This window comes from Arsukibacterium sp., from assembly GCF_018402695.1.
GTDB lineage: Bacteria > Pseudomonadota > Gammaproteobacteria > Enterobacterales > Alteromonadaceae > Alishewanella.
Map to the genome: position 1 here is coordinate 394,977 of NZ_JAGYIM010000016.1, position 25,853 is coordinate 420,829.

A 25,853-nucleotide genomic window follows, 5' to 3' on the forward strand; every position below is an offset into this window, starting at 1 on the left:
ATAAGACTTACCGCGGTTAAAAACAAGCGTGTTGCGATAAGCACTGCAGACATTACCTTGACAAATGCTGCTGCCAACCCAAGATAAGCAGCATTATCCGCACTATTTCGCAGGACACTTTTATGTCGCAACCTTCATCGCAATCCGAATCAAAACCGCAAGCCCTGACAGCAGCTAATAACCCGCTACTGAGCTTTACTGAGCTACCCCCATTTTCACAAATTAAACCTGAACATGTTAAGCCGGCGGTGGAAGCTGCGATTGCTTCGTCACGCCAGGCGGTAGAGCGGGTGCTGGCTGCGGGTAACATTAGCTGGCACAGTCTGGTTGAACAACTGGAGCAGGACAGTGACCAGCTGGGCCGGCTCTGGTCACCGGTGTCGCATTTAAACTCGGTGGTTAACAGCCCCGAGTTACGCGAGGCTTATGAAAGCTGCCTGCCGTTGTTGTCGGATTTCAGCACCTGGCTGGGCCAGCACGAAGGGCTGTATCAGGCATATGAAAAGCTAAAAGACAGTGAAGAATTTGCCAGTTTAACCCCGGCGCAGCAAAAGGTGATTACCAATGCGCTGCGCGATTTTAAATTGTCAGGTATTGGCTTATCAGCTGCCAGGAAAAAGCGCTATGGTGAAATTCAAAGCCGTTTGTCCGAGTTAAGCTCTGCTTTTTCCAACAACACGCTCGACGCGACCGAGGCCTGGTTTAAGCATATTACCGAGCAATCACTGCTAACTGGCCTGCCTGAAGATGCAATGTTAGCGGCAGAAGAGGAAGCAAAAAGCCGCGATTTAGCTGGCTGGGTATTTACCCTGGAATTTCCCAGCTACATAGCCATTATGACTTACGCCGATAACCGGCAATTGCGCGAGGAGTTTTACAGCGCGTATTGCACCCGGGCGTCTGATCAGGGACCGCATGCCGGCAAGTTTGATAACAGCGCCATTATTGATGAAATTCTGGCCTTAAAACATGAACTGGCGCAGCTGCTGGATTTCGACAATGCGGCTGAAGAATCACTGGTCACCAAGATGGCCAACAGCCCGGCCCAGGTGCTGGACTTTTTGACCGATTTGGCCCGGCGCGCTAAACCACAAGCTGAGCAGGATCTGGCTGAACTGAGTGAGTTTGCCCGCGAGCAATATCAGGCCGCTGAGCTGGCCGCCTGGGATGTGACTTACTACGCTGAAAAGCTGAAACAAGCCAGATACTCGGTATCAGATGAGCAATTGCGACCCTATTTTCCGGAAACGAAAGTGGTACCGGGCCTGTTTCAGGTTATTAATAAATTGTTTGGCGTCACGGTTACCGAGCGCAAAGGTGTGGATGTCTGGCACCCGGACGTACGCTTTTATGATATTACCGACAGTACGGGTGAGCTGCGCGGCAGTTTCTACCTTGACTTATACGCCCGCAGCCAGAAACGCGGTGGCGCCTGGATGGACGATTGCCGCGGCCGGCGCACCCTGGCCGATGGCAGCGTGCAGACACCGGTAGCGTATTTAACCTGTAATTTTAATAAGCCGGTCGGCGGTAAGCCCGCGTTGTTTACCCACGATGAAGTGGTAACCTTATTTCACGAATTTGGCCATGGTTTGCATCATATGCTAACCAAAGTTGAGGCGGCAGCCGTTGCCGGGATTAATGGCGTAGCCTGGGATGCAGTAGAGTTGCCCAGCCAGTTTCTGGAAAACTGGTGCTGGGCGCCGGAGGCGCTGGCAATTATCTCTGGCCATTATCAGACCGGTGAGCCGCTGCCCGGGGACTTATTAAATAAAATGCTGGCGGCGAAAAACTTTCAGTCGGCAATGTTCTTAGTGCGTCAGCTGGAATTTGCTTTGTTTGATATGCGCTTACACGCCGAATACAGCGCCGCGCCAGACAGTGCAGCCGGTAGCCGGGTGCAGCAACTGCTGGACCAAGTTCGCAGCGAAGTATCGGTAATAGTACCGCCGCGATTTAATCGTTTTCAGCATGGTTTTGGTCATATTTTTGCCGGCGGTTACGGCGCAGGCTACTACAGTTACTTATGGGCAGAAGTGTTGTCAGCAGACGCATTCAGCCGCTTTGAAGAAGAAGGGGTATTTAATCCGGCTACCGGCCGGGATTTCTTAAGCTGGATTTTAGAACGCGGCGGCAGTGCGGAACCAATGGAGTTATTTAAGGGCTTCCGCGGGCGCGAACCCTCGAATGAAGCCTTGCTTCGTCATATGGGGATCGCTGGCTAAGTTGTTAACATTTAATTAATTGCTTATTCAGTTTTGCTCTGTCAGGATGAGCAAAACCGGAGGTGGCGAATATGAAATATCAAATAGCATTACTAACTTTATTACTGGCCGTAACAGGTTGTCAGCAGGGGCAGGCAGCAAATGACGAGCGACTGGCACCTGAGCCATTAGTAGAAGCGATTGATCCGGAAAAAAATCCGATTGCTGCCGTCAAAGCGAAGGAGAAGCAAATGAATGTAAAAGCAGATCAGGATGTTGATGCGTTACGGCGCGAAGCATTAGAGCTGATTGGTGATGCCAGCGCTGACGATAACAGCCAGTGCCGGGTAACGGGCTTTGGCCATAAACCTTGTGGCGGGCCGGCGCAATACATTGCTTATTCGACCAAAGAGGGCAATGAGGAGGAGATCCTTGCCCGGATAGCAGCTTATAACGCCGCTGCTGAGGCAGAAAATATGCGGCTGGGCCGGATGTCAGATTGTGCGGTTGTACCCAAGCCAGCGGTAGAGTTATCGGGTGGCCAGTGCAAACTGGTGAAAAACAACAGTTACTGAGGCTTACCGGCTAAACGGAGCAGTATGACCGGCACAGTAGAAAATTTTAGTGCAATTTATCAGCGGGCCTGCGAGCGCAAAGGTGGTGAAGCAGCGTTACAGGCGCTAATTAGTAAGCCGCTGGTACCAGCCACGCTTGCGCAGTTGCCGGACAGCGTGCTGCTGGCCGAGCTGACTAAGAAGGTGTTTCAGTCCGGGTTTGTCTGGCGGGTAGTACGGCAGAAATGGCCGGGCTTTTGCGAGCTGTTTTTCGATTTTGATATTGAAAAAGTGCTGCTGCTCAGTGATGAGATGCTGGAGCAGAAAGCGGCTGATCCGCGGATTATCCGTAATCTGAATAAGGTCTTCACCATTCGTGATAATGCGTTGATGATTTTCGATGTCCAGCAGGAACAGCAAAGTTTCGCCCGTTTTGTTGCCGACTGGCCAACAGACAATATTATTGGGTTATGGGCTTATCTGAAAAAACATGGCGCGAGATTAGGGGGTAATACCGGCCCTTATGCACTTCGGGCGATTGGTAAGGATACCTTTTTGCTCACGCAGGATATTGAAGGCTACTTGCGCGCTTACGGGGTATTTGATGGTGGCCTGAGCAGTCAGCGCAGCCTGAAACAAATTCAGCAGCAATTTAACCAGTGGCAGCAACAGTCAGGGTTAAGCTTGCAGGAAATCAGTCAGATCGTGGCATTAAGTTGCGGCGAAAATCAGGTAGGTATGCAGCGCTAACATCCCTTTACTAACCTTTGGTATATTTGCTTACAAATTACTGGCGCTGTTAACCAAATGCATCTTCTTGTTATTTTAACCCTGTGTTAGCGTGGTATTTTCAGCTCGCGGAAAATTACCATGCTTCAGATCAACGGCTTATCTAAAACCTATGACAATGGCGTAAAAGCGCTTAATAACGTTAATTTAACCATTTCCAAAGGGTTGTTCGGTCTGCTGGGTCCGAACGGCGCAGGTAAGTCGTCATTGATGCGTACTATCGCCACCTTACAAAGTGCAGACAGCGGTAGCATCATGTTTAACGATATTGATGTACTGCAAGACCCGACAGCGCTGCGTAAAACACTCGGCTATCTGCCGCAGGATTTCAACGTTTACCCACGGATCAGCGCCTACAAACTGCTGGATCATCTGGCGGTGTTAAAAGGTCTGAGTGACAAGAAATCACGCCAGGAAATAGTAGATGGCTTACTCGCCCATACCAATCTATATCAGCATAAAGATAAAGCCGTCAGTGGCTTCTCAGGTGGCATGCGCCAGCGGTTTGGTATTGCTCAGGCGCTGCTGGGTAACCCGGACCTGCTGATTGTCGATGAACCGACTGCCGGGCTGGATCCGGAAGAGCGTAATCGGTTTCACAATTTGCTGGTGAGCCTCGGCGAAGAAAAAGTCATTATTTTATCCACCCACATTGTTGATGACGTTGCTGAGTTGTGCCCTGACATGGCCGTGTTGGCTGGTGGCGAAATTTTATTACAAGGTAACCCGCAGCAGTTAGTTAACGAGCTGCAGGGCCAAATCTGGAGCATAACTGCCAGCCAGAGCGAAGCGGCAGAGCTGGAGCACAGCTTACCGGTTATCTCAAAACGGCTGTTTGCCGGGCGCACCGTATTAAACGTTTATGCGGCCGAGCCGCCGCCGGGCTTTTCAGCCTGTACTGCCAGCCTGGAAGATGTGTACTTTTCGACCTTGCGTGCCCGTCGCGCCCCGCTAAATACTGCAACAACGCCCGCCTGAGGAGACATTCATGTTTACAGCAATGCTCCGGTTTGAACTTAGTTATTATTTGCGCCAACCTTCATTTTATGTGGTGGCCCTTATTCTGTTTTTAATCAGCTTTTTATCAGTGGTCTCCAATTCGGTCAGTATTGGCAGTGGTGGCGAAGTATTAAAGAACGGCAGCTTTGCCATTGCTCAAACTTTATTAACCTTAGGCATTTTTGCGATGTTTCTGGTAGTAAACTTTGTTGGCTCCAGTGTACTGCGTAACAATAGCCACCAAATGGAGGAACTGATCTACTCGAAACCGATAGCGCCTTTTGGCTATCAGTTTGGCCGTTTTATCGGTAGTTATCTGGTGGTATTGCTGGTTTTTACCGCAGTACCGCTGGGTATTTTACTGGGCAGTTTTATGCCCTGGGTCGACGCCAGCCGCTTTGGGCCAACGCAACTAAGCTATTATGTTAATGCCTTTGTGCTGTTGTCAGTGCCGAGCCTGTTTATTCTGTCTGCCTTGTTTTATGCGATTGCCCGTCGTTTTCGTTCAATGATGGCGTTGTATCTGGTCGCGGTGCTGTTACTGGTGTTCTATATTCTGGCCGGTAATTTTGCCAGGTTGCCAGAGTATCGCCAGCTAGCCGCACTGCTCGACCCCTTTGCGCTGCGCACTTATGCCGATGTCAGCCGCTACTGGACTATTATTGAGAAAAACAGCCAGCTGGTCAGTTTTAGCGGTGTACTGCTGCAAAACCGGCTGTTGTGGCTGGGGGTGGCGGCCGCATTACTGGCGATGGCGGGTCTGTTTAAGTTGCCCCAGCTAAGCAGAGCCACCGGCAAGAAACCACGCGGCCAGCAGCGCGCTGCGCCGTTGGTACTGCTGAATACCCTGCAACAAAAAGCCAGTGGTTTTGCTGTGCTGCCAATGTTCTATGCCCGGATGAAGTTTGAATTCCGGCAGGTCATTTTCACCGCACCCTTTTTTATTCTCGGCCTGTTAACGGTAATAAACCTGATGGTACCCATGTTCGGCGATTTTGGCTGGTATGGCACGTCAAACTGGCCGGTAACCCAGACGATGGTTGCTAATATTACCGGGGCCACCGGCCTGATTATTGTTGTGGTAACGGTGTATTACTGTGCTGAAGTTGTCTGGCGCGAGCGTAGCTCGGGTATGGGCGATATTATCGACAGTTTGCCGGTACCGAACCTGGTGTTCTGGCTGGCGAAATTTGTTGCGGTCTGTCTGGTGATGGCGCTGTTGTTGCTGTTCGCTGTCGCAACCACAGTTGTATTTCAGCTGCTTAAAGGCATCGATAACCTGGAACTGCTGCAATATCTGGTGCGGCTGGGCTACTTTACGTTGCTGCCATATATGCTCAGCGTGGTGCTGGCGTTTTTCCTGCAGGTGGTCAGCCCTAATAAATATGTCGGGATGGGCTTATTTGTGGGCTATTTCCTGCTCAGTACGGTGCTGGCTTCCTGGGGTTATGGTCATAGCCTGTATAATTTTGCCCTGTCGCCGTCCATTGGCTATTCCGATTTAAACGGCTATGGCTGGAGCCTGTTAACCCATAGCTGGTATATGGTGTATTGGGGCGCCATTGCCGCGGTGTTGTTTATTATTGGTTATGGTTTGTATCACCGCGGACCGTTGCAAAAACTAACAGTGCGGCTGCGCCAGTTGCCCTATCAGTTGGGCCGCGCCGGCATGCTAACGGCGGCAGTGTGTCTGGTGCTGGCTGTTGGCAGTGGCAGCTATCTGGTGCAGCAAACTCGCTTTATTAATAGTTACCAGACGTCAGAGCAGCGAATGGACTTGCAGGCCGATTACGAAAAGCAATTTAGCTCGCTGCAAGATAAGCCCATTCTGGTAACCACCCGGATAAAAGCCGAGCTGGATATCTACCCCCAGGCCCGGGAGATTCAGGCGCGTTTACTGGTTAACTGGCAGAACAAGTCGGCGCAGCCAATAACCCGGTTGCTGGTTAACTGGCCGGCACATACTGAACAGCTGACCATTACTATCCCCAATGCCATCTTAAGCGAGCGCGACGAGCGGTTCCGCCAGTCCTGGCTGACGTTTGCCAGGCCGGTCCAACCGGGTGAGCAGATAAGCGGTGAAATTCGTTTATTACGGCAGAATCGCGGTATTAAAGAAAATAACTTCGATTACAGCGTGTTGGAAAACGGTACTTTTATTAATAACCGCGAGTTGCTCCCGCAGTTTGGTTACCAGCAAAACTACGAATTACAAGACCGCCATGAGCGGCAAAAACGCGGGCTGGAACCACGGCCGCGGGCTAACAAACTGGAAGATGAGCGCTTCTATCAGCAGAACTTTTTTGGTCAGGACGGTGACTTTATTCAGTTTGAAGCCATCGTTTCCACCAGCGCTGATCAGACTGCATTAGTGCCGGGCTATCTGCAACGACACTGGCAGCAGGATGGCCGCAATTATTTCCATTATAAAATGGACCAGCCCATGGTGAACTTCTATTCAGTGTCGTCTGGTCGCTATGAAGTGGCCCGGGAGCAATATAACGGCGTTGATATTGAAGTGTATTACCATGCGGGTCATCCGTGGAATGTCGCGCGGATGCTGGAGTCGGTGCGCGACTCTATTGCTTACTTCAGCAAAGCATTCGGCCCGTACCAGCACCGGCAGTTGCGGATTATTGAGTTTCCGGGCTATCGCAGTTTTGCGCAGAGTTTTGCCAATACCGTGCCTTACTCCGAGCAAATTGGCTTTATTACTGACTTGCGCGATCCTGACAATATCGACCCGGTGTACTACGTTACCGCCCACGAAGTGGCCCATCAGTGGTGGGGGCATCAGGTTGGCGCTGCCGATGTGCAGGGTAGTGCAGTGATTTCCGAAAGCTTATCGCAATATGCTGCGCTGATGGTAATGCAGCAAAAGTATGGCCCGGATAATATGCGCAAGTTTATGCGCTTTGAGCTCGACAGCTACCTGGCTAGCCGCTCGCGTGAGCGGATAGGTGAGCAGCCGTTGCTGCGCTCAGAAAGCCAGAGCTACATACATTACCAGAAGGGATCGGTGGTAATGATGGCCATCGCCGACCGGTTAGGGGAGCAACGCTTAAATGCTAATTTAAGGGCTTTTGCTGAGCGCTATCAGTACCGCAATGACCCATTCCCGACCACTGAAGATTTAGTGCGGTATATCAGCCTGAACACCGATGAACCAGAAGCAGCTTTTATCGCTGATCAGTTCAACTACATTACCCTGTACGATTTGCGTCTGGCCGGTGCTAGTAGCGAACAGCTGGCTGACGGCAAATACAAAGTAGTGTTAACGGTCATCGCTGACAAACTTCAGGCCGATGAACTGGGCCAGCAAACCAGCGTGCCACTGAGCGAGCAAATTGATATTGGTTTATTCAGTGCCGACCCGGATAAATTTAACCAGGACAGTAGCGTACTGTATTTACAAAAACATCAGTTGGTAACGGGAGAAAACACCCTGGAGCTGCTAGTGGACCAGCTACCGCGGTTCGCCGGGGTGGACCCGTTTGTCAAACTAATTGACCGCGACAGTGCTGATAATGTCAGTGGGGTCAGTAACTGAGCTAAATGGTTGGCTAAAGCAGGGTTATTAAACGAAATTGCAGCTGGTCAGGGCACCGGGACAGCAGGTACACTGGTGTCCTTGTTTTATCAGTTGCATGGCTTTTCGTTGAGTGAAACTGTAAATGTTACCTATTTCGCTGCTGCAAAGTGCTGAATTAAATGCTGACTACTGTCAGCATTTACAACAACAATTTGGCCTGACTACCCTTACCGAGCCCGTCGGCTGGTACCTGAGTATGCAGCAGGGGGCATTAGTGCTGCAAAGTACTGAGCTGGCTAAACAGGGCGCCATTCTGGTTGATTTTGCCAGCGGCGCCAGTCGCTACCGGCGCCAGCATGGTGGCGGTAAAAGCGAAGCGATAGCCAAGGCGGTCGGGCTGAATAAAAAAAGTCAATTAAGCGTACTGGATGCGACTGCCGGCCTTGGTCGCGATGCTTTTGTGCTGGCCAGTCTGGGCGCTACGGTTACGCTGGTAGAGCGTAATCCGGTGGTTGCTGCTTTATTAGCAGATGGCCTGCGCCGGGCTGCAGCCGATCCAAAACTCAGCGCGGTGGCAGCGCGCATGCAGCTGCGTCATTGTCCGGCATTACAGGCGCTAACCAGCAGTGCTGCGGTGGATGTGGTCTTTTTAGATCCGATGTTTCCGGCCCGGGAAAAGTCAGCGCAGGTTAAAAAAGAAATGCGCGCCTTTCATGAGGTGGTCGGCAGCGATGACGATGCCGATAGCTTACTGGCACCAGCATTGCAGCTGGCGCAAAAGCGGGTGGTGGTAAAACGGCCGGGCTATGCAAGCTGGCTGGCAAACCAGGCGCCCACTATGGCCGTAACCGGTAAAAATAACCGTTTCGATGTGTATGTAAAAGCTGCTATTTAACGGAACAACGGGCTCACTACTTTCAGAAAGCAAACTCAGGGGAAATAGGTATGATTAAGACCGGCGATAAGTTACCAGAAGTCAGTTTTTCACAGCTGACCAAAGAGGGTGTAATGAACCCGACCACCAGCCAGATTTTTGCCAATAAAAAAGTATTGATGTTCGCTGTGCCTGGGGCGTTTACGCCCACTTGCTCGGCTGCCCATTTACCCGGTTATATTGCACTGGCCGACGAGATTAAAGCAAAAGGTGTGGATACCATTATCTGCACAGCGGTAAATGATGCTTTTGTCATGAGCGCCTGGGGCAAAAGCCAGAATGCCGAGGAAATTGTATTTTTAGCCGACGGCGGCGCCGCCTTTCACAAAGCCGTTGGCCTGACCATGGAAACCGGTGATTTTGGCGGCGTGCGCTCGCAGCGCTACGCCATGCTGGTTGAAAATGGCGTGGTAACCTTGTTAAACGTGGAAGCCCCGAAAACCTTTGAAGTCAGTAAAGCTGAAGTGATGTTGGCGGCGCTGTAATATGTGAAAGCGTGATCAGTTGCTGATAGTCACTGATTACGCTGCTTGAAGAGATTTTTGTATGTCAGTTTTATCGACGCTAAAGCGTCATATGCAGCGTAAGTTTAAATCGTTAGGTGGCATCCCACTGCAATATACGGCTCAGTCGGTGTTAACTAAGCAATGGGCCCGGCGGGAAGCATTAACTCAGCGTCGTCATAAACTGGCGGGTGAACTGATAGTCAATCTGACTTCATATCCACCAAGATTTGAGACATTGCATCTAACATTGAAATCTTTGTTACTGCAGCATATAGCCGCGGACAAAGTTGTGTTGTGGCTGTATAAGCCTGATTACCAGCAGCTGCCATCGGACGTTTTAGCGCTTGAGCAGCAAGGCTTAACTATCAAGTTGGTCGAGCAGGATATTAAGTCGTACAAAAAGCTTATCCCAGCATTGCAGCAGTACCCTGATGCCTACCATGTCACCGCTGATGACGATATTTATTATCGCAACGACTGGCTGGCCGAGTTACTGGCAGGGTACCAGGGGGGCGAACGGGAAGTAGTCTGCTTGCGGGCCCACTTTATCACCCAGGATAGCCAGGGTAACTTACAACCTTACCGATTCTGGCAGGCGAAAACAGAGCAGCGTGGACCGGATAACCGCTTGTTCTTTACCAGCGGTGCTGGTGCCCTATTCCCACCTGGTGCATTGCACCCGGATGTAACAAATGCTGAAAAATTTTGCCGCCTGTCACCGCATGGCGATGACATCTGGTTATATTGGATGGCGACGTTAAATAACTGTGCTATTCATCGCACCGGCAGCAATAAAAAGCTGATTGTCTGGAAAAGCAGTAAGGCTGTGACTTTATGGCAGCTCAACAAGCAACCAGATAGTGGAAATGACTTTCAAATTAAAAATATGGTGCAAGAGTATGGCCAGCCTACGCTGGACAATTAAGTCCAGCGTGCCAGCTCTGACATTGCCAACTTACTTGTTAATAAGTGCCGATTTTATCCGGCGGATCGTTTTGCGAATAACCGATACTTTGCTGTCTTCTTTATAGCGGCCTTTTTCGGCATGGCGGATAAGCAGCAGGTTAGGCAGGGCTATCGGTACACCCTGAGTGCCCAGCAGCCATCGCACCGCCCGGTCTTCATAGGTTTTGGTCCAGTGGTATTTGGGTTTCTGATATACCGCTAAATCGTCGCAGTAACCGCAGTTGCGGGCAACCTCACCATGTATTATCTGAATGGCGCCGGTGGCCCGGTCAAATTTACGCGGTTTGAATTTGCTTTTATCCACCTCCAGCAATTCGGTTTTGTCCTTACCGGCTGAAATCATCGGATCGGCTTCAGTCAGCAAGGGCGTAACCAATAAGGTATCAGGAAACAGTAATATTTCCTGACGGCCCTTTAACAGCTGTTCCAGAGTATCGAGGCAATTTTCATGAAACACCATATCGCAGTCGGCAAACCAGACCCAGTCGGCTTTAGTTTCTTTCGCTGCGCGGTTGCGGCCAATCGCCCGGCGCAATAGTAATGGCGTCGCTAAAGGTTGAAAATTCCACTCGACATTAGCAACCTTTATGGTCTGGAAATGGGCCAGTAAGTCTGCCGTTGCGGTATCTTCCATCGAATAGAACACGGTAAAACGCAGCTGCATGTTCGTTGGTGGATACTTTACCAGCGAGCTGAGCTGATAAACAAAAAAACGGGCGTAGTTCCAGCAGTGCGTTACAATTTCCAGCTTAATATTGTCGTGCACTACCGGTAAATCGGTTTTGACCGGCTGATTTTTGATAAAGGCAGTTGCCGGAAAGTAGCCTGAGGCGGCAAAGCGCAACAACACTTCTTTAAAGGTATCGAGCGGGCTGGCTTTCTCTAATGAGGGGTAATCTTGTTTGGCTGCGGTCATGCACGACTCCGGTGTTGCGTTTAACGGTGTTTAACCGGCTACAAAGGCAAAAAGTTTAGCATTAAAGCCGATATCGCAACAGATTCTTTTGGTGTAGCCGGCTGATATTTGGCATCATAACGCTTTTGGCAGCGCGGACTTACTGTCAGTTTATATAGGATTTTACTATGGCTCAGGCGTTAAGCCGTGTGGCATATCAGCTGGCGTTGTACCTGGGTTTATTGCCTTTACTGGCTTATCTGGGTTGGCGTACCCTGCGCGACCGCCGCTATGGCGAGCGTTTGATGGAGCGGTTTGGCTGGTTGCCTGGCCATATTAATGCCGGCGGCATCGTGGTGCATACCGTCTCGGTTGGCGAAGCCATAGCCGCAATCCCGTTAATTAAGCAGTTGCAACAGCAGTATCCTGGCAAGCTTATTACCGTTACCTGCACCACCCCAACCGGTAGTGCGACTATTCGCAGCCGACTGGGAGAGACTGTGCAGCACTGCTATCTGCCTTTCGATTACCCCGGTGCTGTGCGGCGTTTTATCAGCCATCTGCAGCCGCAACTGATGGTTATTCTTGAAACAGAGCTGTGGCCCAACCTGCTGCAGCAATGCCATCAGGCGCTGATCCCAACCGTGCTGGTCAACGCCCGTTTATCGGCACGTTCTGCCAGAGGTTACCGCCGCTTTGCCTGGCTGACCCGACCGGCGTTGCAGCAAGTTAGCTTGCTGCTGGCGCAGGATAAGGCCAGTGCCCGGCGGTTTCAGGCGCTGGGGCACAGCAACGTGCAGGTAGCGGGTAATTTAAAATTTGAGCTGCGCCTGCCCGATAACCTTGATGCATTAAGTGCGCTACTTGCGCCAGCGCTCAGTGAAAGGCTGGTATGGGTTGCCGGTAGTACCCATGAGGGTGAAGACGAGCAGTTAATTGCCATGTATCGCCAGTTGCAGCAACAGTTCAGCAATTTATTACTGGTATTGGTGCCGCGCCACCCCGAGCGGTTCAATAAAGTCGCTGCACTGGTGACTAGTGCCGGGCTGCAATTATGGCGGCGGAGTAGCGGCGGTGCGCCGGCAGCGGGTGCCGAGGTAGCCTTGGTTGACAGCATGGGCGAGTTACTGGCCTGGTATCAGCAAGCCAGCCTGGTGTTTATTGGTGGCAGTTTAATTAATCGTGGTGGGCATAACCCGCTTGAGGCCATTTGTTTTGGCAAAGCGGTGCAAACCGGACCGCACTACTTTAATTTTGCCGATGCTTACAACCAGCTGGAACAACGCCAGGCGGTGAGTATTGTGCAGGATGCTGCGCAGTTACAACAGAATACGGCGGCGCTGCTCGCTGATACGTCGTTACGTCAGCAGCAGGGCGAACGAGCCCGGCAGTTTTATCAGTCGCAGCAAGGTGCAGTTGCACGCAGTGTCCGGGCTATAGCAGCACTGGGCGGCGACGGTCTGGGCAAGGTGCGGCGCCATGCCAGGGGCGGCAGCTTATACTGGTACCGCGCGGATTTTTTCGATGATATTGGTGCCGAGCAGTTTGATCCGCGCTGGTGGCAGCAACAACATGCGGTAACCGGTAGTTCAACTGGCCGGAATACCGCCTGGTTTGTTCAACATTTACATCAGGGGCACCAGCAGCAGTTAGTACTGCGCCATTATTACCGTGGTGGTTTGGCGGGCAAAGTAAACAAAGACCGTTTTTTCTATCAGAGTGTCCTGTATAGCCGGGCGATGCAGGAGTTCAGCTTGCTGCAATGGCTGCGCCAGCAAGGGCTGGCAGTGCCTGCCCCTGTCGCCGCGCGTTACCAGCAAACTGGCCTGAGTTACCGCGCCGATTTACTGATTGAACGAATTGACGGCGCCCGCGATCTGGCATCGATCCTCAGTAATGAGCGGCCGCTGTCCGACAGAGAATGGCAAGCAGTGGGTGTGGCCATTGCTAAGTTGCATGCTGCCAGTGTCGATCACACTGATCTCAACTGCCGCAATATTTTGCTGGATAACAAAGGTACTGTCTGGCTGATTGACTTCGATAAATGTCGCCGTCGGCCACCAGGCAGCTGGCAGCAATCTAACCTGCAACGGCTGCTACGGTCACTGCATAAAGAACAGGCAAAGCTCAGTACCTTTCACTGGCAGGCCAGCGCCTGGCAAAATGTTATAAATGGCTATCAGCAACAAAACTAGCCGTTAAACCCGCATAATTAGCGCTCTGTCGCACTTTTCGCTGCAGCTTTTACCATTATTTAACGCTTATATAATGGATTAAGCTGTTGGTGTCTTTGTTGAACTTTGGTATAACTAAGGCAGCGGAGGGGCATCTATGCGGCTAAATATAATAACAACAGCATTGCTCGCAGTCAGTTTGGTGGCAGCAGCAGATAATTCCGAAATAATGGCAGAAGCGAAAACGGCTTTTCAGGAAGGCAGGTACGCTAAAGCGGTAGAGCTTTGGCAGGATCTGGCGATGGAGGGCGTTACCGCTGCGCAGTTTGAACTGGCTAAGGCATACTCTCTTGGCCAGGGGGTGGAGCAGGACCCATTGCAGGCGTCGTACTGGCTGGAGCAGGCAGCATCAAACAGCACTGATTTTGCTGAGCTCTCTGCAGCCCGCCGTGATATTGAGCGCGGTGCTGAACAGCTTAAGGCGGAACAAGCTGCTGCAACAGTAGTATCAGCGCCTGCACCTCAACGGGTTGCAACACCCTCTGCCGTGACAAGTCGTCCGGCGCAGGTTAGCAATACTGCTGAACTGACGCTCGGCACCAGTAATCCGGCAGCGGCACTGGCAGCAGCACAAACCAGCAATCAGAGTCAGAGTGAGCAAAATGCTGCTGCCGAGCGCAGCGCCCAGGAAACCCGGGCTGATACCCCAGTGGCAACCAGTAATGTCAGCTCAGTTGATGTTGGCTCAGCTAATTTTGATACCGGCATGCGGGCGTTTAATCGCGAAAATTACAGTGAGGCATTGGCGCAGTGGTTGCCACTGGCGCAGAACGGTCACCGGGACGCCCAGTATAATCTGGCAGCACTCTACGCTAATGGTCATGGCGTGGCGGTCGATTTTACCGAAGCGGCTAATTGGTTTGTTGCGGCAGCTGAGCAAGGTATGGCAGCAGCCCAGTATCATCTGGCCTTGCTGTTTGCCAATGGCCGGGGTGTCAGTAAAGATGATGCTCAGGCAGTTTACTGGTATAGCCAGGCTGCTGACCAGCAACATGTGCTGGCCCAGTACAACCTTGGCTATATGTATGCAAATGGTCGCGGGGTAACTCAGGATGATCGCGCCGCGCTTAACTGGTTTGAGAAAGCGGCCAGCCAGGGCGATGTTGATGCCCAGTTTATCGTCGCCAACCGCTATAGCGATGGTCGCGGCACTGCGGTTGACATGGCGCAGGCGGCCCGCTGGTTGCAGCAGGCATCGGCCCAGAACCACACCCGGGCAGCCTATCAGCTGGGTTTACTTTATCGTGATGGCAACGGCGTCAGTAAAAACGACGATACAGCCTTTAAATTATTTTTAAAAGCGGCAGAGCAGGGCTTAGCTGAAGCCCAGCGTGAGGTGGGTGCCAGTTATCTGCAGGGGCGTGGTATTCGGGCCAATACCACCCGTGCTAAAGAATGGTTGGAGCAGGCCGCTGCTCAGCAAGACGGCGACGCCAGTTATTATCTGGGTATGTTATTACAACAGGGTAGTGGCCGGCAGGAAGAGTTAAGCCGGGCGGTAGCATTATTTGAATTGGCTGCCAGCCAGGGCTCGGCCAATGCTCAGTACCAATTGGGGTTATGTTATGCCAATGGCACCGGCGTTGCGGTCGATGAAGCGCAGGCATTTCAATGGTTTGAAGCAGCGGCCCAGCAAGGGCTGGCGATAGCGCAGTATACTGTCGCGCTGCGCCTGGCTAATGGCACCGGTACCGCTCAGGATGATGCCGCCGCTGTTAGCTGGTATCAGCAGGCCGCGGCGCAGGGTGAAGTATATGCCATGTATAACCTGGGGTTTATGTACGCCAATGGCCGCGGTGTGCCACAAGACGAACAGCAGGCCGTGTACTGGTATCAGAAGGTAGCTGAAACCGGCGATGCCGATGCTCAGTTTAATATGGGATTACGTTTTGAAACCGGCCGGGGCGTAAAACAGGACGATAAGCAAGCGGTATATTGGTATCAGCTTGCTGTTGATCAGCAGCATAGCCGGGCACTGGCGCATCTGGGCTGGTTGTATGAAAAGGGTTATGGCGTACCACAGGATGAAGCCCGCGCGCTGGCGCTGTATCAGCGCTCGCTCGATGCCAGGGTGCCACGGGCACTGACCGCACTTGGGATGTTTTATAAAAATGGCCGGCTGGTAAAAGCGGACGATAAAAAAGCGGTAGAGCTGTTCACTCAGGCGGCAGAGCAAGGCTATGCAACGGCGCAGTATAATCTGGGCTGGATGTATGAAAATGGCCGGGGGGTGGGCCGCGATCTGATTAAAGCGCGCGATTACTACCAGCTGGCCGCCGCGCAGGATGAGCCGCTGGCGAAAGCGCAACTGCACCGGTTACTGAATCCGTAATCACGCCAGGCTGCAATTGTAGTGAGCCGCAGTGGCTCGGTTACTAAAAAAGGGCGCCAATGGCGCCCTTGGTCTTTGCTGCATAACTAACGTTTAAGGCTTATATTCAACAACCAGTTTCAGGCCGCTGAAGCTGCTGTAAGCACGCAGGCTGATATGGTAAGTCGCTGCCTGTGGATTAGTAAAACTACAGCTTTCATTATTGCCGTTTTTGTATGGCCGGCAATCATAACTGGTGGTGGTAGGTTGGCTGCCACGACGCACGTATAAATCGGCATCGCCGGTACCGCCAGAGCTGTTAACCGTTAACGAACCCATGCCAGCCGGTACTGTTATGGTGTAGTGCAACCAGTTACCGGTAGTGGCACTCAGGTTCTCAAGGGTACCGCCACCACCATTGCTGCCACCACCGGCTGCTGCCGTGTAGTCTGCTGTCAGCGACACGCCGGAATAGGCACTGTAGCCACGAACCATTACGTGATACACACCGGCCTGCGGGCTGGCGAAGCTGCAACTTTCACTGTTGCCACCTTTATAGGGCCGGCAGTCATACGCGCTGGTGGTCGGCTGGCTGCCAAAGCGCACGTATAAGTCAGCATCTCCGCTGCCCCCTGCCATATTGAAGCTCAGATTGGTTGCACCGGCGGGTACGGTAATAGTGAAATACTGGGTTGAGTTAGCGCCACCTGATAAATTAGTTTTTGCTACCCCTTTTACCAGCTCGTTGTCTGCCGGTGGTGTTGTCGTGTCACCCTGGGCGGCAAGCACGGCGGCATTGGCATCAACAATGCCGGTACCACAACTACTGCAGGTTGCCGGAAAGCTGCGGGCAGTGCTTTTCAGAATAGACTCAACTTCATCCGGCGTGGCAGCAGGTTTAGCTTGTTTGATCAGTGCTGCGACACCAGCAACATGAGGAGCCGCCATTGAGGTACCCTGGCTGTAACCATAACTATCGCTGCCGGGTGTGGTTGTGCCGGTATTATAGGTTGATAACACACCATTGGAGTCATTGGCTGAGTTCATCGCGCCGCCCGGAGCGGCAACATCAATAGAGCTGCCATAGTTTGAATAGTAGGCGCGGCCACCGTTACGGCCAGTCGCTGCTACGTTTACTACGCCGGCACAGTTGCCCGGGTTGTAGTTGTTGGCGTTATCATTGTCGTTGCCAGAGGCAACCACCACGACAGCGCCATTATTTCTGGCAACATTGATGGCACTCTGGGTAGCTGAGTTACAGGCACCGCCACCACCCAGGCTCATGTTAATCACTGACGCCGGGTTAGGGTTAGCTGGCACACCGCTGACACTGCCACCTGCTGCCCAGATAATACCGTCGGCAATATCAGAGGTATAGCCGCCGCACTTACCCAGCACCCGCACCGGCACAACTTTGGCATTAAAAGCTACCCCGGCTACACCGCTGTTATTATTGCTTACTGCGGCAATGGTGCCGGCAACATGAGTGCCATGCCAGCTGGAACCCTGGAACGACGGTGGGTAGCCATTACCGCATTCACCGGTATCCACCCAGTCACCCGGGTCGCGGGCATCAGAATCACGGCCATTACCATCATTACCAATAAAGGCGTCAGAAATCATGTCGTAACCGGGTAATAAATTGGCATTTAAATCAACATGCGGCCGGTAACCGGTATCCAGTACTGCGACCACGACGCCCTGGCCAGTAGCGTTATCCCAGGCGGCAGGGGCTCGCAAGCCGCCGGTGGCCTCGTAATAGTGCCATTGGTTATTGTACTGGGTGTCGTTTGGCGTATAGCTGGCCCGTAAGATCAGATCTTCTTCCACCAGCTCAACTTCATCATCCTGTGCTAATAGCGATAACATGCGCTGGGTTTCTTTTTTCGACAACTGCCGCTCGGCGCGGAATACTGCACGCTTGTCCAGTGCCATTTGCCGCACGTAGCGCATATTTTCGCCACCACGGCTACTTAACCGCTCAGCACGGCGTTGCATGATCTCTGCTTTTCGCTGCTGGCCAACACTGGCCGGTAGTGCTTCGGTCATGCCGTCAGTCGCAGATTCTTTGTATTTGATAATAAAGCGGGTGGCCGGGCCATTACTGTAATCAGTATCATCATTCGCCATTGCCGGCGCCATTAACAGACTGGCGGGAATACATAAAATGGCGAGCTTACTAAGCTTAAATTTTGGTTTATACATGGGTACACTCTTGTTGTTTTAGTCATTATCAGAACTACATTCCTGGAAGTGATGAGCGCAAGGCGTAAACCTGCGATAACATCAAAGTTACTATTAACCAAAGTGTAACTAAGTGTAAATCCGCGAAATGGTGACAACTGTTAATGATATAAGCGCGCTTTTATGTTTGTTTCTGGAAAAGGGCTTTATTAGTTTTGGCGAAAAAAGCAACAAGTCAGCCAGTGCAAGCCGGCCCGGATAGCACTGCATTACAGTTAAGTGACTACTTTTATAATTAATAGTTATTACTTAGCAGTAAACTGCATAAGCATATTGATTTTAATGACTGTGGCTTCGGCACAGCCGGTTAAACCTTACTATTTAATTACCAGTAATTGCATATGACAGGGCAGTCGCCGACAATAGCCATTTTTCAGCAGACAGGCAGTAAAGCATGCAGCAGTGGGATGTGATAATAGTAGGCGCCGGTGCTGCCGGCTTGATGTGTGCCATCGAGGCCGGTAAACGCGGTCGCAAAGTATTGTTGCTGGACAATGGTAAACGGCCAGGCCGCAAAATTTTAATGTCGGGTGGCGGCCGCTGTAATTTTACCAATATTTACAGCAGCCCGGAAAACTTCCTGTCGCAAAACAAGCATTTCTGTAAGTCGGCGCTTAGCCGCTATACCCAGTGGGACTTTATTGCCTTAGTGCAAAAGCACGGTATCGCTTACCACGAGAAAACCCTCGGCCAGCTGTTCTGTGATGACAGTGCCAGAGATATTGTGGACATGCTGCTAAACGAAGCCAAAGCCGCCAATGTGCAAATTGCGCTGCAGCAAACTATTAGCGGCGTCAGCTTTGCCGATGGCCAGTACACCGTCACTACGCCAGAGCTAAGCCGGCAGTGCCATAGTTTAGTCGTTGCCAGTGGTGGTTTAAGCCTGCCCAATTTAGGCGCCACTGCTTTTGGTTTTCAGCTGGCCGAGCAGTTTGGTTTAAAAGTACTGCCGCTGCGCGCTGCGTTAGTGCCATTAACCTGGCAACCCAGTGACAAGGCGGTGTTTGAAGAAATAAGTGGCGTGTCGCTACCTGTTACCGCTGAAGCTAACGGCACGCTGTTCCCGGAAGATATGTTATTTACTCACCGCGGCTTAAGCGGCCCGGCGATACTGCAAATTTCCAGCTATTGGCAACCCGGCGATAACGTTATCGTCAATATGGCACCGCAAACCAACTTAGTTGAGTTTTTAACTGCACAGCAGCAAGCCCATCCGGAGCAGGAAGTAAAAACCGCGCTGGCTAAGTTGCTACCAAAGCGTTTGGTCGAAAAACTGCTGGAATTAAAGGTTTTCACTAATCAGCCGCTGAAAGCATTAAACCCAAAAAGTATTCAACAGCTCGCCGATAGCCTGCATGGCTATGTATTTAAACCCAACGGCACCGAAGGTTATCGCACCGCCGAAGTGACCATCGGCGGTGTCGACACCGATTACCTATCCTCCAAAACCATGGAAGCCAAACAACAACCCGGCTTGTACTTTATCGGCGAAGTGGTTGACGTCACCGGCTGGCTCGGCGGCTATAATTTCCAGTGGGCCTGGGCCAGCGGTTGGGTGGCTGGCCAGTATTGTTAGTTGATACAGATATAGCCTGAAGGAAGTGATTGTAAGCAGCCTGTCTAATTCTAATTGTCAGCATTCCTTACAGTATTCCGCTGTCCCGAAAGTGTTAACAATTGTAAATGCATGATTTTAAGTTATTTCTAATGTTTGGCTTGGCTCTTGCAGATATTTAAGGGTCATCAATATTTTGATGTTCAATGACAACCTTAATAATCCACAAACAATAACGAAGTAGGTTAGCATTTTAATAGGAACACTTATGAAAACAGCAATTATCATTGGAACCTTATTACTGGCCGCTACAGCAAACATTGCGGAAGCTGGCGAACGTCACTTAGTTTTACTAAAAGGTAGTGCCAAGAATTTTAACACCTCAGTGGCAACACTCGGTGGTGAGGTGGTTTACAGGCATGATGCGACAGGCTTTGCCGTCGTTGAAGGGCTGAGTGATGACGGACTCAGTCAGCTATCGCTGTTAAATTCGGTCGATGAGATTGCTCCGAATTTTACCTTTAATCTACCTGACACCATGATGGGGTCGACCAGTAGCGTTGAACTTCAGGCCATCGAAAACAATGACAACCCCTCCAATGCATTTTTCTTTCCCCGGCAGTGGAATTTACAAGCCATTCAGGTGGCTGATGCCTGGGCGCTGGGTAGAACGGGCTCAGCAGCCGTTACAGTAGCAGTGCTGGATACGGGGATTGCCTATACCCACATAGATTTGGACGGATTAGTTGACCTTGATCGTTCGGCTTCATTTCTACCGCAGGATGATGAACTTGTTAACCTTTACTTCCCAGGTATGCACCCGATCACCGACCTGCATTATCACGGTACCCACGTAGCCTCTACGATATCGAGTAATGCAATAGCCGCAGCGGGTGTCACATCTCACACTACGCTGATGGGCGTTAAAGTGTGCAGCGTGTACGGTGGCTGCCCGGGCGATGCCATTTTTATGGGGCTCGCACATGCAATAGATAACGGCGCTGACATTATTAATATGAGCCTGGGTGGAACCTTCAGTAAGTCTGAGTTTCAGGGTTATGTAGGCTTTCTTAACAAGTTCTTTAACTACGCTCGGGCACAAGGTGTTACGGTGGTAGTATCTGCAGGTAACTCAGCAATCGACATGGATCATGATGGTAACGGCTATAAAACCTATTGCTCTACGCCGTCAACTGTTTGTGTGTCGGCAACCGGACCTGAAAGTAGTGAGAGTATCAATGGACCTTGGTTGAATATTGATAGCCCCGCTACTTATACCAATTATGGCCGTTCTGCAATCAACGTTGCTGCGCCTGGAGGCAATAATGGTATTTCGGTTTTTGCTGCCTGTTCTAATACATCGCTGGTCATTCCAGTTTGCCGGACGGCTAGTTCTTTCATTGTTGGTTTGAGTGGTACCTCCATGGCTGCGCCACACGTGAGCGGTTTAGCTGCGATGATGGTGGAGGACGTTGGCAGAAGTCCGGCAAAAATTAAAGCTGCTCTTGAAAAATCTGCAGACGACCTGGGACAGGCTGGCACAGATCCATTCTACGGCAAAGGAAGAATTAATGCGCTGAATGCAGTGCAATAATCTTTTACTTATACCCGAAAGCCCGCGATTGCGGGCTTTTGCTATTTTACGCGGCAAATAGTATCCCAGGATTCTGCCGTCTAGCTGTGCTTCAGACCCTGCTGTCCGAACTCAAGATGGCAGGGTAATTGTCGATTGCGATGTTTGCAGTTAAACTTTGCAGCCTTATGCTGATCGTTGATTAATGGCCTGATTATTAGTGAAAAAACTCTCTAAAGTACAACTTAAACAACAGGCAGCAGTGCTTTCTGCCGTAACAGCGTTAGAGCAGCAGGCCCAGGCAGAACTGTCTGGTGTAGTGCAGTGCTGGTTTAGTCTGGAGTATGAGGCTTTTCCAGGCTCATTATTGGTGCGAATGCAGTTTGCCACTGAAACCGAGCTTGAGGCAGCAAAGCCGCAGCTGTTAAGCTGGCAAAAGCGCCTGAGTGGTTTAATGCTGAAAAAAGGGATAGTGCTGAAAGATATGCGCAAGCATCTGGTGTTTACCCTGAATAGCCCTGATGATTAACAGCCCCAGGTATACCACCAGCCCTGACGACTAATCCTGCTAAACGGATGAACCAAACTATGAAGTATTACCTTGGCGCTTATGCTGCCTCACCGAACCACAGCGGCTGGGACCCTGAACTGGAAACTGCTTTTTACAATGAGCTAAAAGCCCTGCCCAATATTAAAGGCCTGGAGCATCCGTTTCTGGGCAGCTTGCATCAACATGACGACGCCTGGTTTTTAGCCAATATCGACCCGAGCTGGGACTTCGTGTTTACCTGCATTCCCGGCATTATGAATGCACTGGGCCAGAACCCCAAGTTTGGCATTGCCTCAGTTGATGAAGCCGGCCGCCAGGCTGCACTGGAGTTTATGCAGCAAGCCTGCGCGGCCATTGCTAAACTGAACGCTCATCTGGGCCGCCAGGCGGTAGCGGCCATTCAAATTCAAACGGCCCCTGCACGGCATAAAGCGGCTTCGTCTAAACAAGCATTGATGGCATCGCTGCAGACCATGCTGAGCTGGGACTGGCAGGGCGTGAAAATTGTAATAGAGCACTGCGATGCCTATGTTGAAGGCCACGCACCGTCGAAAGGCTTTTTGGCGCTGGCTGACGAGCTGGACGTGTTGCACCAGTTAAACAGCACTTTGCCACCCGCCCAGCAGCTGGGCATGGTCATTAACTGGGGCCGCTCGGTGTTTGAAACACGACGGCCTGAAGGTGCTGTTGAGCATATTCAGGCGGCACAGCAGGCCGGGCTGTTAAGCGGTGTAATGTTCTCAGGGGTGTCAGATAAAGCCAGCGACTACGGCGCCTGGCGCGATAGCCACCAGCCACCCCGCAGCAGCTATAAGGTAAAACACGGCGAGCCGGGCAGCTGGATGACTGAGCAAGCCATGCATGAGTGTCTGGCCGCCTGTAATAACCCTGCAGCGTTAACAGTGCTGGGGGCAAAAATTGGCATAAGGCCGCTTAATGCGGCTATTGAGCAGCGAATCGGTACTATCCGCGATACGCTGGCAATACTGGATCGTTATTTTGAGGCTAATTGAATCAACCGGGTTTAGGCCAAACAGGTTTACCCACGCCGACACGCCGTAAACCCATCCCTGGGGTCTCGTTTATAAACTTCATCCATGAAGTTTGCCCTTCCGGTCAGCGGAGCTGCTCAAATTCGTTCCTGACGAATTTGTCCGCCGTGGTGCTTCAACGGTCGGCTTAGGGTAAACCTGTTCGACCTTTTTCTGCTTTGGTTTAATTTACTATTCGCTTGGCGTACGGTATTTCTCAAACCAGGCCAGCATATATTCGACTTTTTCAATCATCCGGCTGGGTGTGTTGGAGATCCCATGCGGCGAGCCGGGGATCCGCACTAAGGCGGTATCTACCCGGCGAATTTGCAGCGCCTGATAAAACTGCTCTGACTCGGAAATCGGCGTGCGGCGGTCCTGCTCGCCGGTGATCAGAATAGTCGGGGTTTGCACATTGCCTACCAGGCTTAGTGGTGAGCGCTGCCAGTAGTGCTCAACGTTTTCCCAGGGTACGCCCGGGAACTGGTGAAAGGTTTGGTACAGGTAGCTATCGCCGGTTAAAACCTTACTCAGCCAGTTAATAACCGGCTTCACTACTGCCGCTGCTTTATAGCGGTTGGTTAAGCCAATGGCATAGGCTGCAGCAATACCACCGGCCGAACCGCCGCCGATAAACAGGTTATTTTCATCAATAAAGCCCAGTTCCAGCATCGCATTTACGCCACTGTCATGGTCGGCGTAATCTTCCGGTGAGCTGTATTTATTCTGCAGTAACAAGGCAAAGCGTTCACCGTACGACGAACTGCCGCGGTGATTATCGTAAAACACCACATAGCCTTCTTTAGCATAACGCTGCATTTCGGCGCTCCATTGCGCGCCATAAGCCAGGTGCGGGCCACCATGAATTTCCAGTAGTAAAGGATATTTTTTAGCCGGGTCAAAATCCGGCGGCGTCATATACCAGCCCTGAATTTCCTCACCGTCAAACGAAGATTTGTAAGTTATCTCCTGCACCTGCGCCAGTTTTTTGTGGCCAAGTAAATCTTCATTCAGTGCGGTAAGTACAGTGCTTTTGCCTTTTTGCAGCACGGCAACATCACTGGGGCGCTGGCTGGTGCCATGGGTGTAGGCGATCACGCCGTTATCAGACAGGCTAAAACTGCCGCTCAGGTAAGGCTGCGGTTGCGACACGCCACCTAAACTGGCTGTCAGCTCAGTCAGTTTGCCACTGCGGGTTAACGACGCCAGTTTACGCTGGCCCCGGTCATCATACTGCACCACAAAGCTGTTGTTACTTAGCCAGTCGCTGGCGGCAATACTGCGATCAAAATTTGCTGCGATATCGCTGATGCTATTGTTGCTAAGTGTCAGCACTTTTAGTTTGCTGTTGCTGTAGGGCACCAGCGCATTGCTTTGCCATAAAAACGCCAGTTGTTTGCCATCGGGCGAAAATACCGGGGCCGACTCATCACCGGCCATAGTGGTCAGGGTGCTTAGCGCATTACTGGCTAAATCTAACCGGTACAGGTTGCTGTCACGCGGCTGAAATTCCCACTCCGGGTCCAGATTGGCTGAAAACACCAGCGCCTGGCTGTCGGGTGTAAAGCTTAAATCGCTACCGTAGTGAAAGTCGCCAGACGTTAACTGACGGGCACTGCCACCTGTTACCGGCAGCACAAAAATCTGCCGGAATTGTGGCTTTAAAAAGCCCTGGCCATCGGCCTGATAACGGGCCCGGTCTAATACTACAGCCGGCTCAGACCATTTGGCACCGGCCGGCTTTTTCACTTTTTTAACCTGCTGTTTTACCTCAGCTTCGCTGGCCGCGACATTCATGGTAAAGGCCAGCAGCTTGCCATCAGGGGACCAGCTCAGATTAGCCGGGCTTTGCGGTAAACGCGATAACTGGGCGGTTTTATTCTCGGCCAGATAATGCAGATGAATTTGCCGGCTACCGCTGCTATTGGCGATAAAGGCCAGTTTTTTGCCATCTGCTGACCAGCGCGGTTGGCTATAACTAAAGTTATCGGCAAACAGAGGGAGTTGTTGGCCGCTTTTAACATCCAGCAACCATAAGCTGGTGCGGGTGCTGTCAGTCATAATGTCGTTGCTGGCCCGGACATACACAATTTTGCTGCCATCGGGCGATATCTGCACATCGCTGGCGTACTCCAGCGCAAAAATATCCTCTGCTTCAAAGTACTGGCTAACGGTGGTGCTGGCATTAGCTGGCAGAGCAAAAAGCAGGGCGCTGCCCAGCAGCAGGCTGGCTAACAGTTTAATTGCGGACGAAGTGTGTTTCACGGGCATGTTCTCGCTGTAATAACCTTAACGGCTAAGCTACCTGTTTCGCCGTTAAGGTTCAAACATCCCGCGACCAGTTAGCGGTTTTAAGCGCTGACGCTGTCGAACAACTGTAAAAAGGTCGGTGCCTGACGGATATGCAGCGGCAGGTGTAGCCTGCGGGCGATATCCTGTGCGCTTATCTCCCCCCGGATCTGATGTGACTCGCGGTCCACCACCACGCAATGTTGCTCACCGCTTGATTGCAGGGTATTCAGCACATCCGCGATGGTGCAGTGTTGCAATTGCTGCCAGGCCAAAGCCTTAATCCGCTGCCGCGGCAGCATTAAATCGGCAACTTTAATGTCGTGCCGGCTGTCTCCCAGCGCCACCCGGCGCATAATCGCCTGATCGGATAATTGTTCCAGGTGAATAATGCCGCTCAGCTCACCCTGCTCATCTACCACCAGTTTCAGCTTACTGCGCTCCAGCTGCATTATCGCCAGCACATCACTGGCGGCGGTGTTTTCACTAATCATCTCGGGTTTACTGTGTTTAAAGTCAGTGACCAGTTGTAAGGCAGGAGAGGTTAATTTGGCCTGCTCAAACTGGCCGGGTTGTACTAAATGGTCAATCGGTTCTACTGAAAATAAAGCTAGTGTTTTCATGATATTCCTTACTGCCAGCATGCAGAGGCCGTGCTGGCTGCTAAAAAGTTTTACAAAGGCAATA

General features: G+C 51.5%; 18 protein-coding genes. 14 read left to right on the forward strand and 4 right to left on the reverse strand.

Annotated elements, in window-relative coordinates; all coding sequences use genetic code 11:
• Positions 1–122 precede the first annotated feature (122 nt).
• The 8 genes from prlC (at position 123) to KG631_RS09350 (ending at position 10,443) form a co-directional block, all read left to right on the forward strand.
• Positions 123–2,225 carry an oligopeptidase A gene (prlC, locus tag KG631_RS09315; protein WP_213999010.1) on the forward strand — a complete coding sequence of 701 codons (2,103 nt, stop codon included), beginning with the start codon at positions 123–125 and terminating at the stop codon, positions 2,223–2,225.
• 71 nt (positions 2,226–2,296) lie between these two features.
• Positions 2,297–2,779: a hypothetical protein gene (locus KG631_RS09320; RefSeq protein ID WP_213999013.1), complete on the forward strand. Its 483-nt coding sequence runs from the start codon at positions 2,297–2,299 to the stop codon at positions 2,777–2,779.
• 24 nt (positions 2,780–2,803) lie between these two features.
• Positions 2,804–3,508, forward strand: coding sequence for a DNA-3-methyladenine glycosylase I (locus KG631_RS09325; RefSeq protein ID WP_213999018.1), 705 nt, complete (start codon positions 2,804–2,806; stop codon positions 3,506–3,508).
• A gap of 120 nt (positions 3,509–3,628) precedes the next feature.
• A complete protein-coding gene (locus KG631_RS09330) occupies positions 3,629–4,525 on the forward strand; it encodes an ABC transporter ATP-binding protein (protein WP_213999020.1) in 897 nt (298 codons plus the stop codon).
• A 10-nt stretch (positions 4,526–4,535) separates the two neighbouring features.
• Positions 4,536–8,096 (forward strand): M1 family aminopeptidase, encoded by a 3,561-nt coding sequence (locus KG631_RS09335; RefSeq protein ID WP_213999022.1) that lies wholly within the window; start codon positions 4,536–4,538, stop codon positions 8,094–8,096.
• 124 nt (positions 8,097–8,220) lie between these two features.
• Positions 8,221–8,973: a class I SAM-dependent methyltransferase gene (locus KG631_RS09340; protein ID WP_213999029.1), complete on the forward strand. Its 753-nt coding sequence runs from the start codon at positions 8,221–8,223 to the stop codon at positions 8,971–8,973.
• A 50-nt stretch (positions 8,974–9,023) separates the two neighbouring features.
• Positions 9,024–9,497 carry a peroxiredoxin gene (locus KG631_RS09345; RefSeq protein ID WP_213999037.1) on the forward strand — a complete coding sequence of 158 codons (474 nt, stop codon included), beginning with the start codon at positions 9,024–9,026 and terminating at the stop codon, positions 9,495–9,497.
• A 61-nt stretch (positions 9,498–9,558) separates the two neighbouring features.
• Complete coding sequence (locus tag KG631_RS09350; RefSeq protein ID WP_213999044.1) at positions 9,559–10,443, forward strand: hypothetical protein; 885 nt, start codon at positions 9,559–9,561, stop codon at positions 10,441–10,443.
• A 30-nt stretch (positions 10,444–10,473) separates the two neighbouring features.
• Here KG631_RS09350 and KG631_RS09355 read toward each other — a convergent pair whose 3' ends face one another.
• On the reverse strand, positions 10,474–11,400 hold the full coding sequence (locus KG631_RS09355; protein ID WP_213999050.1) for a glycosyltransferase family A protein: 927 nt from the start codon (positions 11,398–11,400) through the stop codon (positions 10,474–10,476).
• A gap of 167 nt (positions 11,401–11,567) precedes the next feature.
• On the opposite strand from KG631_RS09355, the gene waaA reads away from it, so the two are divergent.
• Together waaA and KG631_RS09365 are read left to right on the forward strand one after the other, a co-directional pair.
• Positions 11,568–13,574 carry a lipid IV(A) 3-deoxy-D-manno-octulosonic acid transferase gene (gene waaA, locus KG631_RS09360; RefSeq protein WP_213999057.1) on the forward strand — a complete coding sequence of 669 codons (2,007 nt, stop codon included), beginning with the start codon at positions 11,568–11,570 and terminating at the stop codon, positions 13,572–13,574.
• 136 nt (positions 13,575–13,710) lie between these two features.
• Entirely contained in the window at positions 13,711–15,945 is a 2,235-nt protein-coding gene (locus KG631_RS09365; protein WP_213999063.1) for a tetratricopeptide repeat protein, read from the forward strand.
• Positions 15,946–16,038: 93 nt separating this feature from the next.
• Here the strand turns inward: KG631_RS09365 and KG631_RS09370 are convergent, their stop codons facing one another.
• A complete protein-coding gene (locus tag KG631_RS09370) occupies positions 16,039–18,129 on the reverse strand; it encodes a S8 family peptidase (protein WP_213999065.1) in 2,091 nt (696 codons plus the stop codon).
• Between the two features lie 433 nt (positions 18,130–18,562).
• On the opposite strand from KG631_RS09370, the gene KG631_RS09375 reads away from it, so the two are divergent.
• The 4 genes from KG631_RS09375 to KG631_RS09390 all read left to right on the forward strand — a co-directional run bounded on the left by KG631_RS09375 (position 18,563) and on the right by KG631_RS09390 (position 22,859).
• The gene (locus tag KG631_RS09375) at positions 18,563–19,744 is read left to right on the forward strand and encodes an NAD(P)/FAD-dependent oxidoreductase (RefSeq protein WP_213999070.1); all 1,182 of its coding nucleotides are present in this window, start codon (positions 18,563–18,565) and stop codon (positions 19,742–19,744) included.
• 247 nt (positions 19,745–19,991) lie between these two features.
• The gene (locus KG631_RS09380; RefSeq protein WP_213999071.1) at positions 19,992–21,317 is read left to right on the forward strand and encodes a S8 family serine peptidase; all 1,326 of its coding nucleotides are present in this window, start codon (positions 19,992–19,994) and stop codon (positions 21,315–21,317) included.
• Between the two features lie 199 nt (positions 21,318–21,516).
• Positions 21,517–21,825 (forward strand): hypothetical protein, encoded by a 309-nt coding sequence (locus tag KG631_RS09385; protein ID WP_213999072.1) that lies wholly within the window; start codon positions 21,517–21,519, stop codon positions 21,823–21,825.
• A gap of 59 nt (positions 21,826–21,884) precedes the next feature.
• The gene (locus KG631_RS09390) at positions 21,885–22,859 is read left to right on the forward strand and encodes a DUF4862 family protein (RefSeq protein WP_213999073.1); all 975 of its coding nucleotides are present in this window, start codon (positions 21,885–21,887) and stop codon (positions 22,857–22,859) included.
• A gap of 210 nt (positions 22,860–23,069) precedes the next feature.
• Here the strand turns inward: KG631_RS09390 and KG631_RS09395 are convergent, their stop codons facing one another.
• Together KG631_RS09395 and KG631_RS09400 are read right to left on the reverse strand one after the other, a co-directional pair.
• Positions 23,070–25,148 (reverse strand): S9 family peptidase, encoded by a 2,079-nt coding sequence (locus tag KG631_RS09395; RefSeq protein WP_213999077.1) that lies wholly within the window; start codon positions 25,146–25,148, stop codon positions 23,070–23,072.
• An 80-nt stretch (positions 25,149–25,228) separates the two neighbouring features.
• The gene (locus KG631_RS09400) at positions 25,229–25,789 is read right to left on the reverse strand and encodes a CBS domain-containing protein (protein WP_213999086.1); all 561 of its coding nucleotides are present in this window, start codon (positions 25,787–25,789) and stop codon (positions 25,229–25,231) included.
• Between the last annotated feature and the right edge of the window lie 64 nt (positions 25,790–25,853).

What these genes read in the sequence shown, in the direction of transcription:
- prlC (WP_213999010.1), top strand. Translation starts at nt 123, where the DNA reads ATGTCGCAACCTTCATCGCAATCCGAATCAAAACCGCAAGCCCTGACA.
- KG631_RS09320 (WP_213999013.1), top strand. Translation starts at nt 2,297, where the DNA reads ATGAAATATCAAATAGCATTACTAACTTTATTACTGGCCGTAACAGGT.
- KG631_RS09325 (WP_213999018.1), top strand. Translation starts at nt 2,804, where the DNA reads ATGACCGGCACAGTAGAAAATTTTAGTGCAATTTATCAGCGGGCCTGC.
- KG631_RS09330 (WP_213999020.1), top strand. Translation starts at nt 3,629, where the DNA reads ATGCTTCAGATCAACGGCTTATCTAAAACCTATGACAATGGCGTAAAA.
- KG631_RS09335 (WP_213999022.1), top strand. Translation starts at nt 4,536, where the DNA reads ATGTTTACAGCAATGCTCCGGTTTGAACTTAGTTATTATTTGCGCCAA.
- KG631_RS09340 (WP_213999029.1), top strand. Translation starts at nt 8,221, where the DNA reads ATGTTACCTATTTCGCTGCTGCAAAGTGCTGAATTAAATGCTGACTAC.
- KG631_RS09345 (WP_213999037.1), top strand. Translation starts at nt 9,024, where the DNA reads ATGATTAAGACCGGCGATAAGTTACCAGAAGTCAGTTTTTCACAGCTG.
- KG631_RS09350 (WP_213999044.1), top strand. Translation starts at nt 9,559, where the DNA reads ATGTCAGTTTTATCGACGCTAAAGCGTCATATGCAGCGTAAGTTTAAA.
- KG631_RS09355 (WP_213999050.1), bottom strand. Translation starts at nt 11,400, where the DNA reads ATGACCGCAGCCAAACAAGATTACCCCTCATTAGAGAAAGCCAGCCCG.
- waaA (WP_213999057.1), top strand. Translation starts at nt 11,568, where the DNA reads ATGGCTCAGGCGTTAAGCCGTGTGGCATATCAGCTGGCGTTGTACCTG.
- KG631_RS09365 (WP_213999063.1), top strand. Translation starts at nt 13,711, where the DNA reads ATGCGGCTAAATATAATAACAACAGCATTGCTCGCAGTCAGTTTGGTG.
- KG631_RS09370 (WP_213999065.1), bottom strand. Translation starts at nt 18,129, where the DNA reads ATGTATAAACCAAAATTTAAGCTTAGTAAGCTCGCCATTTTATGTATT.
- KG631_RS09375 (WP_213999070.1), top strand. Translation starts at nt 18,563, where the DNA reads ATGCAGCAGTGGGATGTGATAATAGTAGGCGCCGGTGCTGCCGGCTTG.
- KG631_RS09380 (WP_213999071.1), top strand. Translation starts at nt 19,992, where the DNA reads ATGAAAACAGCAATTATCATTGGAACCTTATTACTGGCCGCTACAGCA.
- KG631_RS09390 (WP_213999073.1), top strand. Translation starts at nt 21,885, where the DNA reads ATGAAGTATTACCTTGGCGCTTATGCTGCCTCACCGAACCACAGCGGC.
- KG631_RS09395 (WP_213999077.1), bottom strand. Translation starts at nt 25,148, where the DNA reads ATGCCCGTGAAACACACTTCGTCCGCAATTAAACTGTTAGCCAGCCTG.
- KG631_RS09400 (WP_213999086.1), bottom strand. Translation starts at nt 25,789, where the DNA reads ATGAAAACACTAGCTTTATTTTCAGTAGAACCGATTGACCATTTAGTA.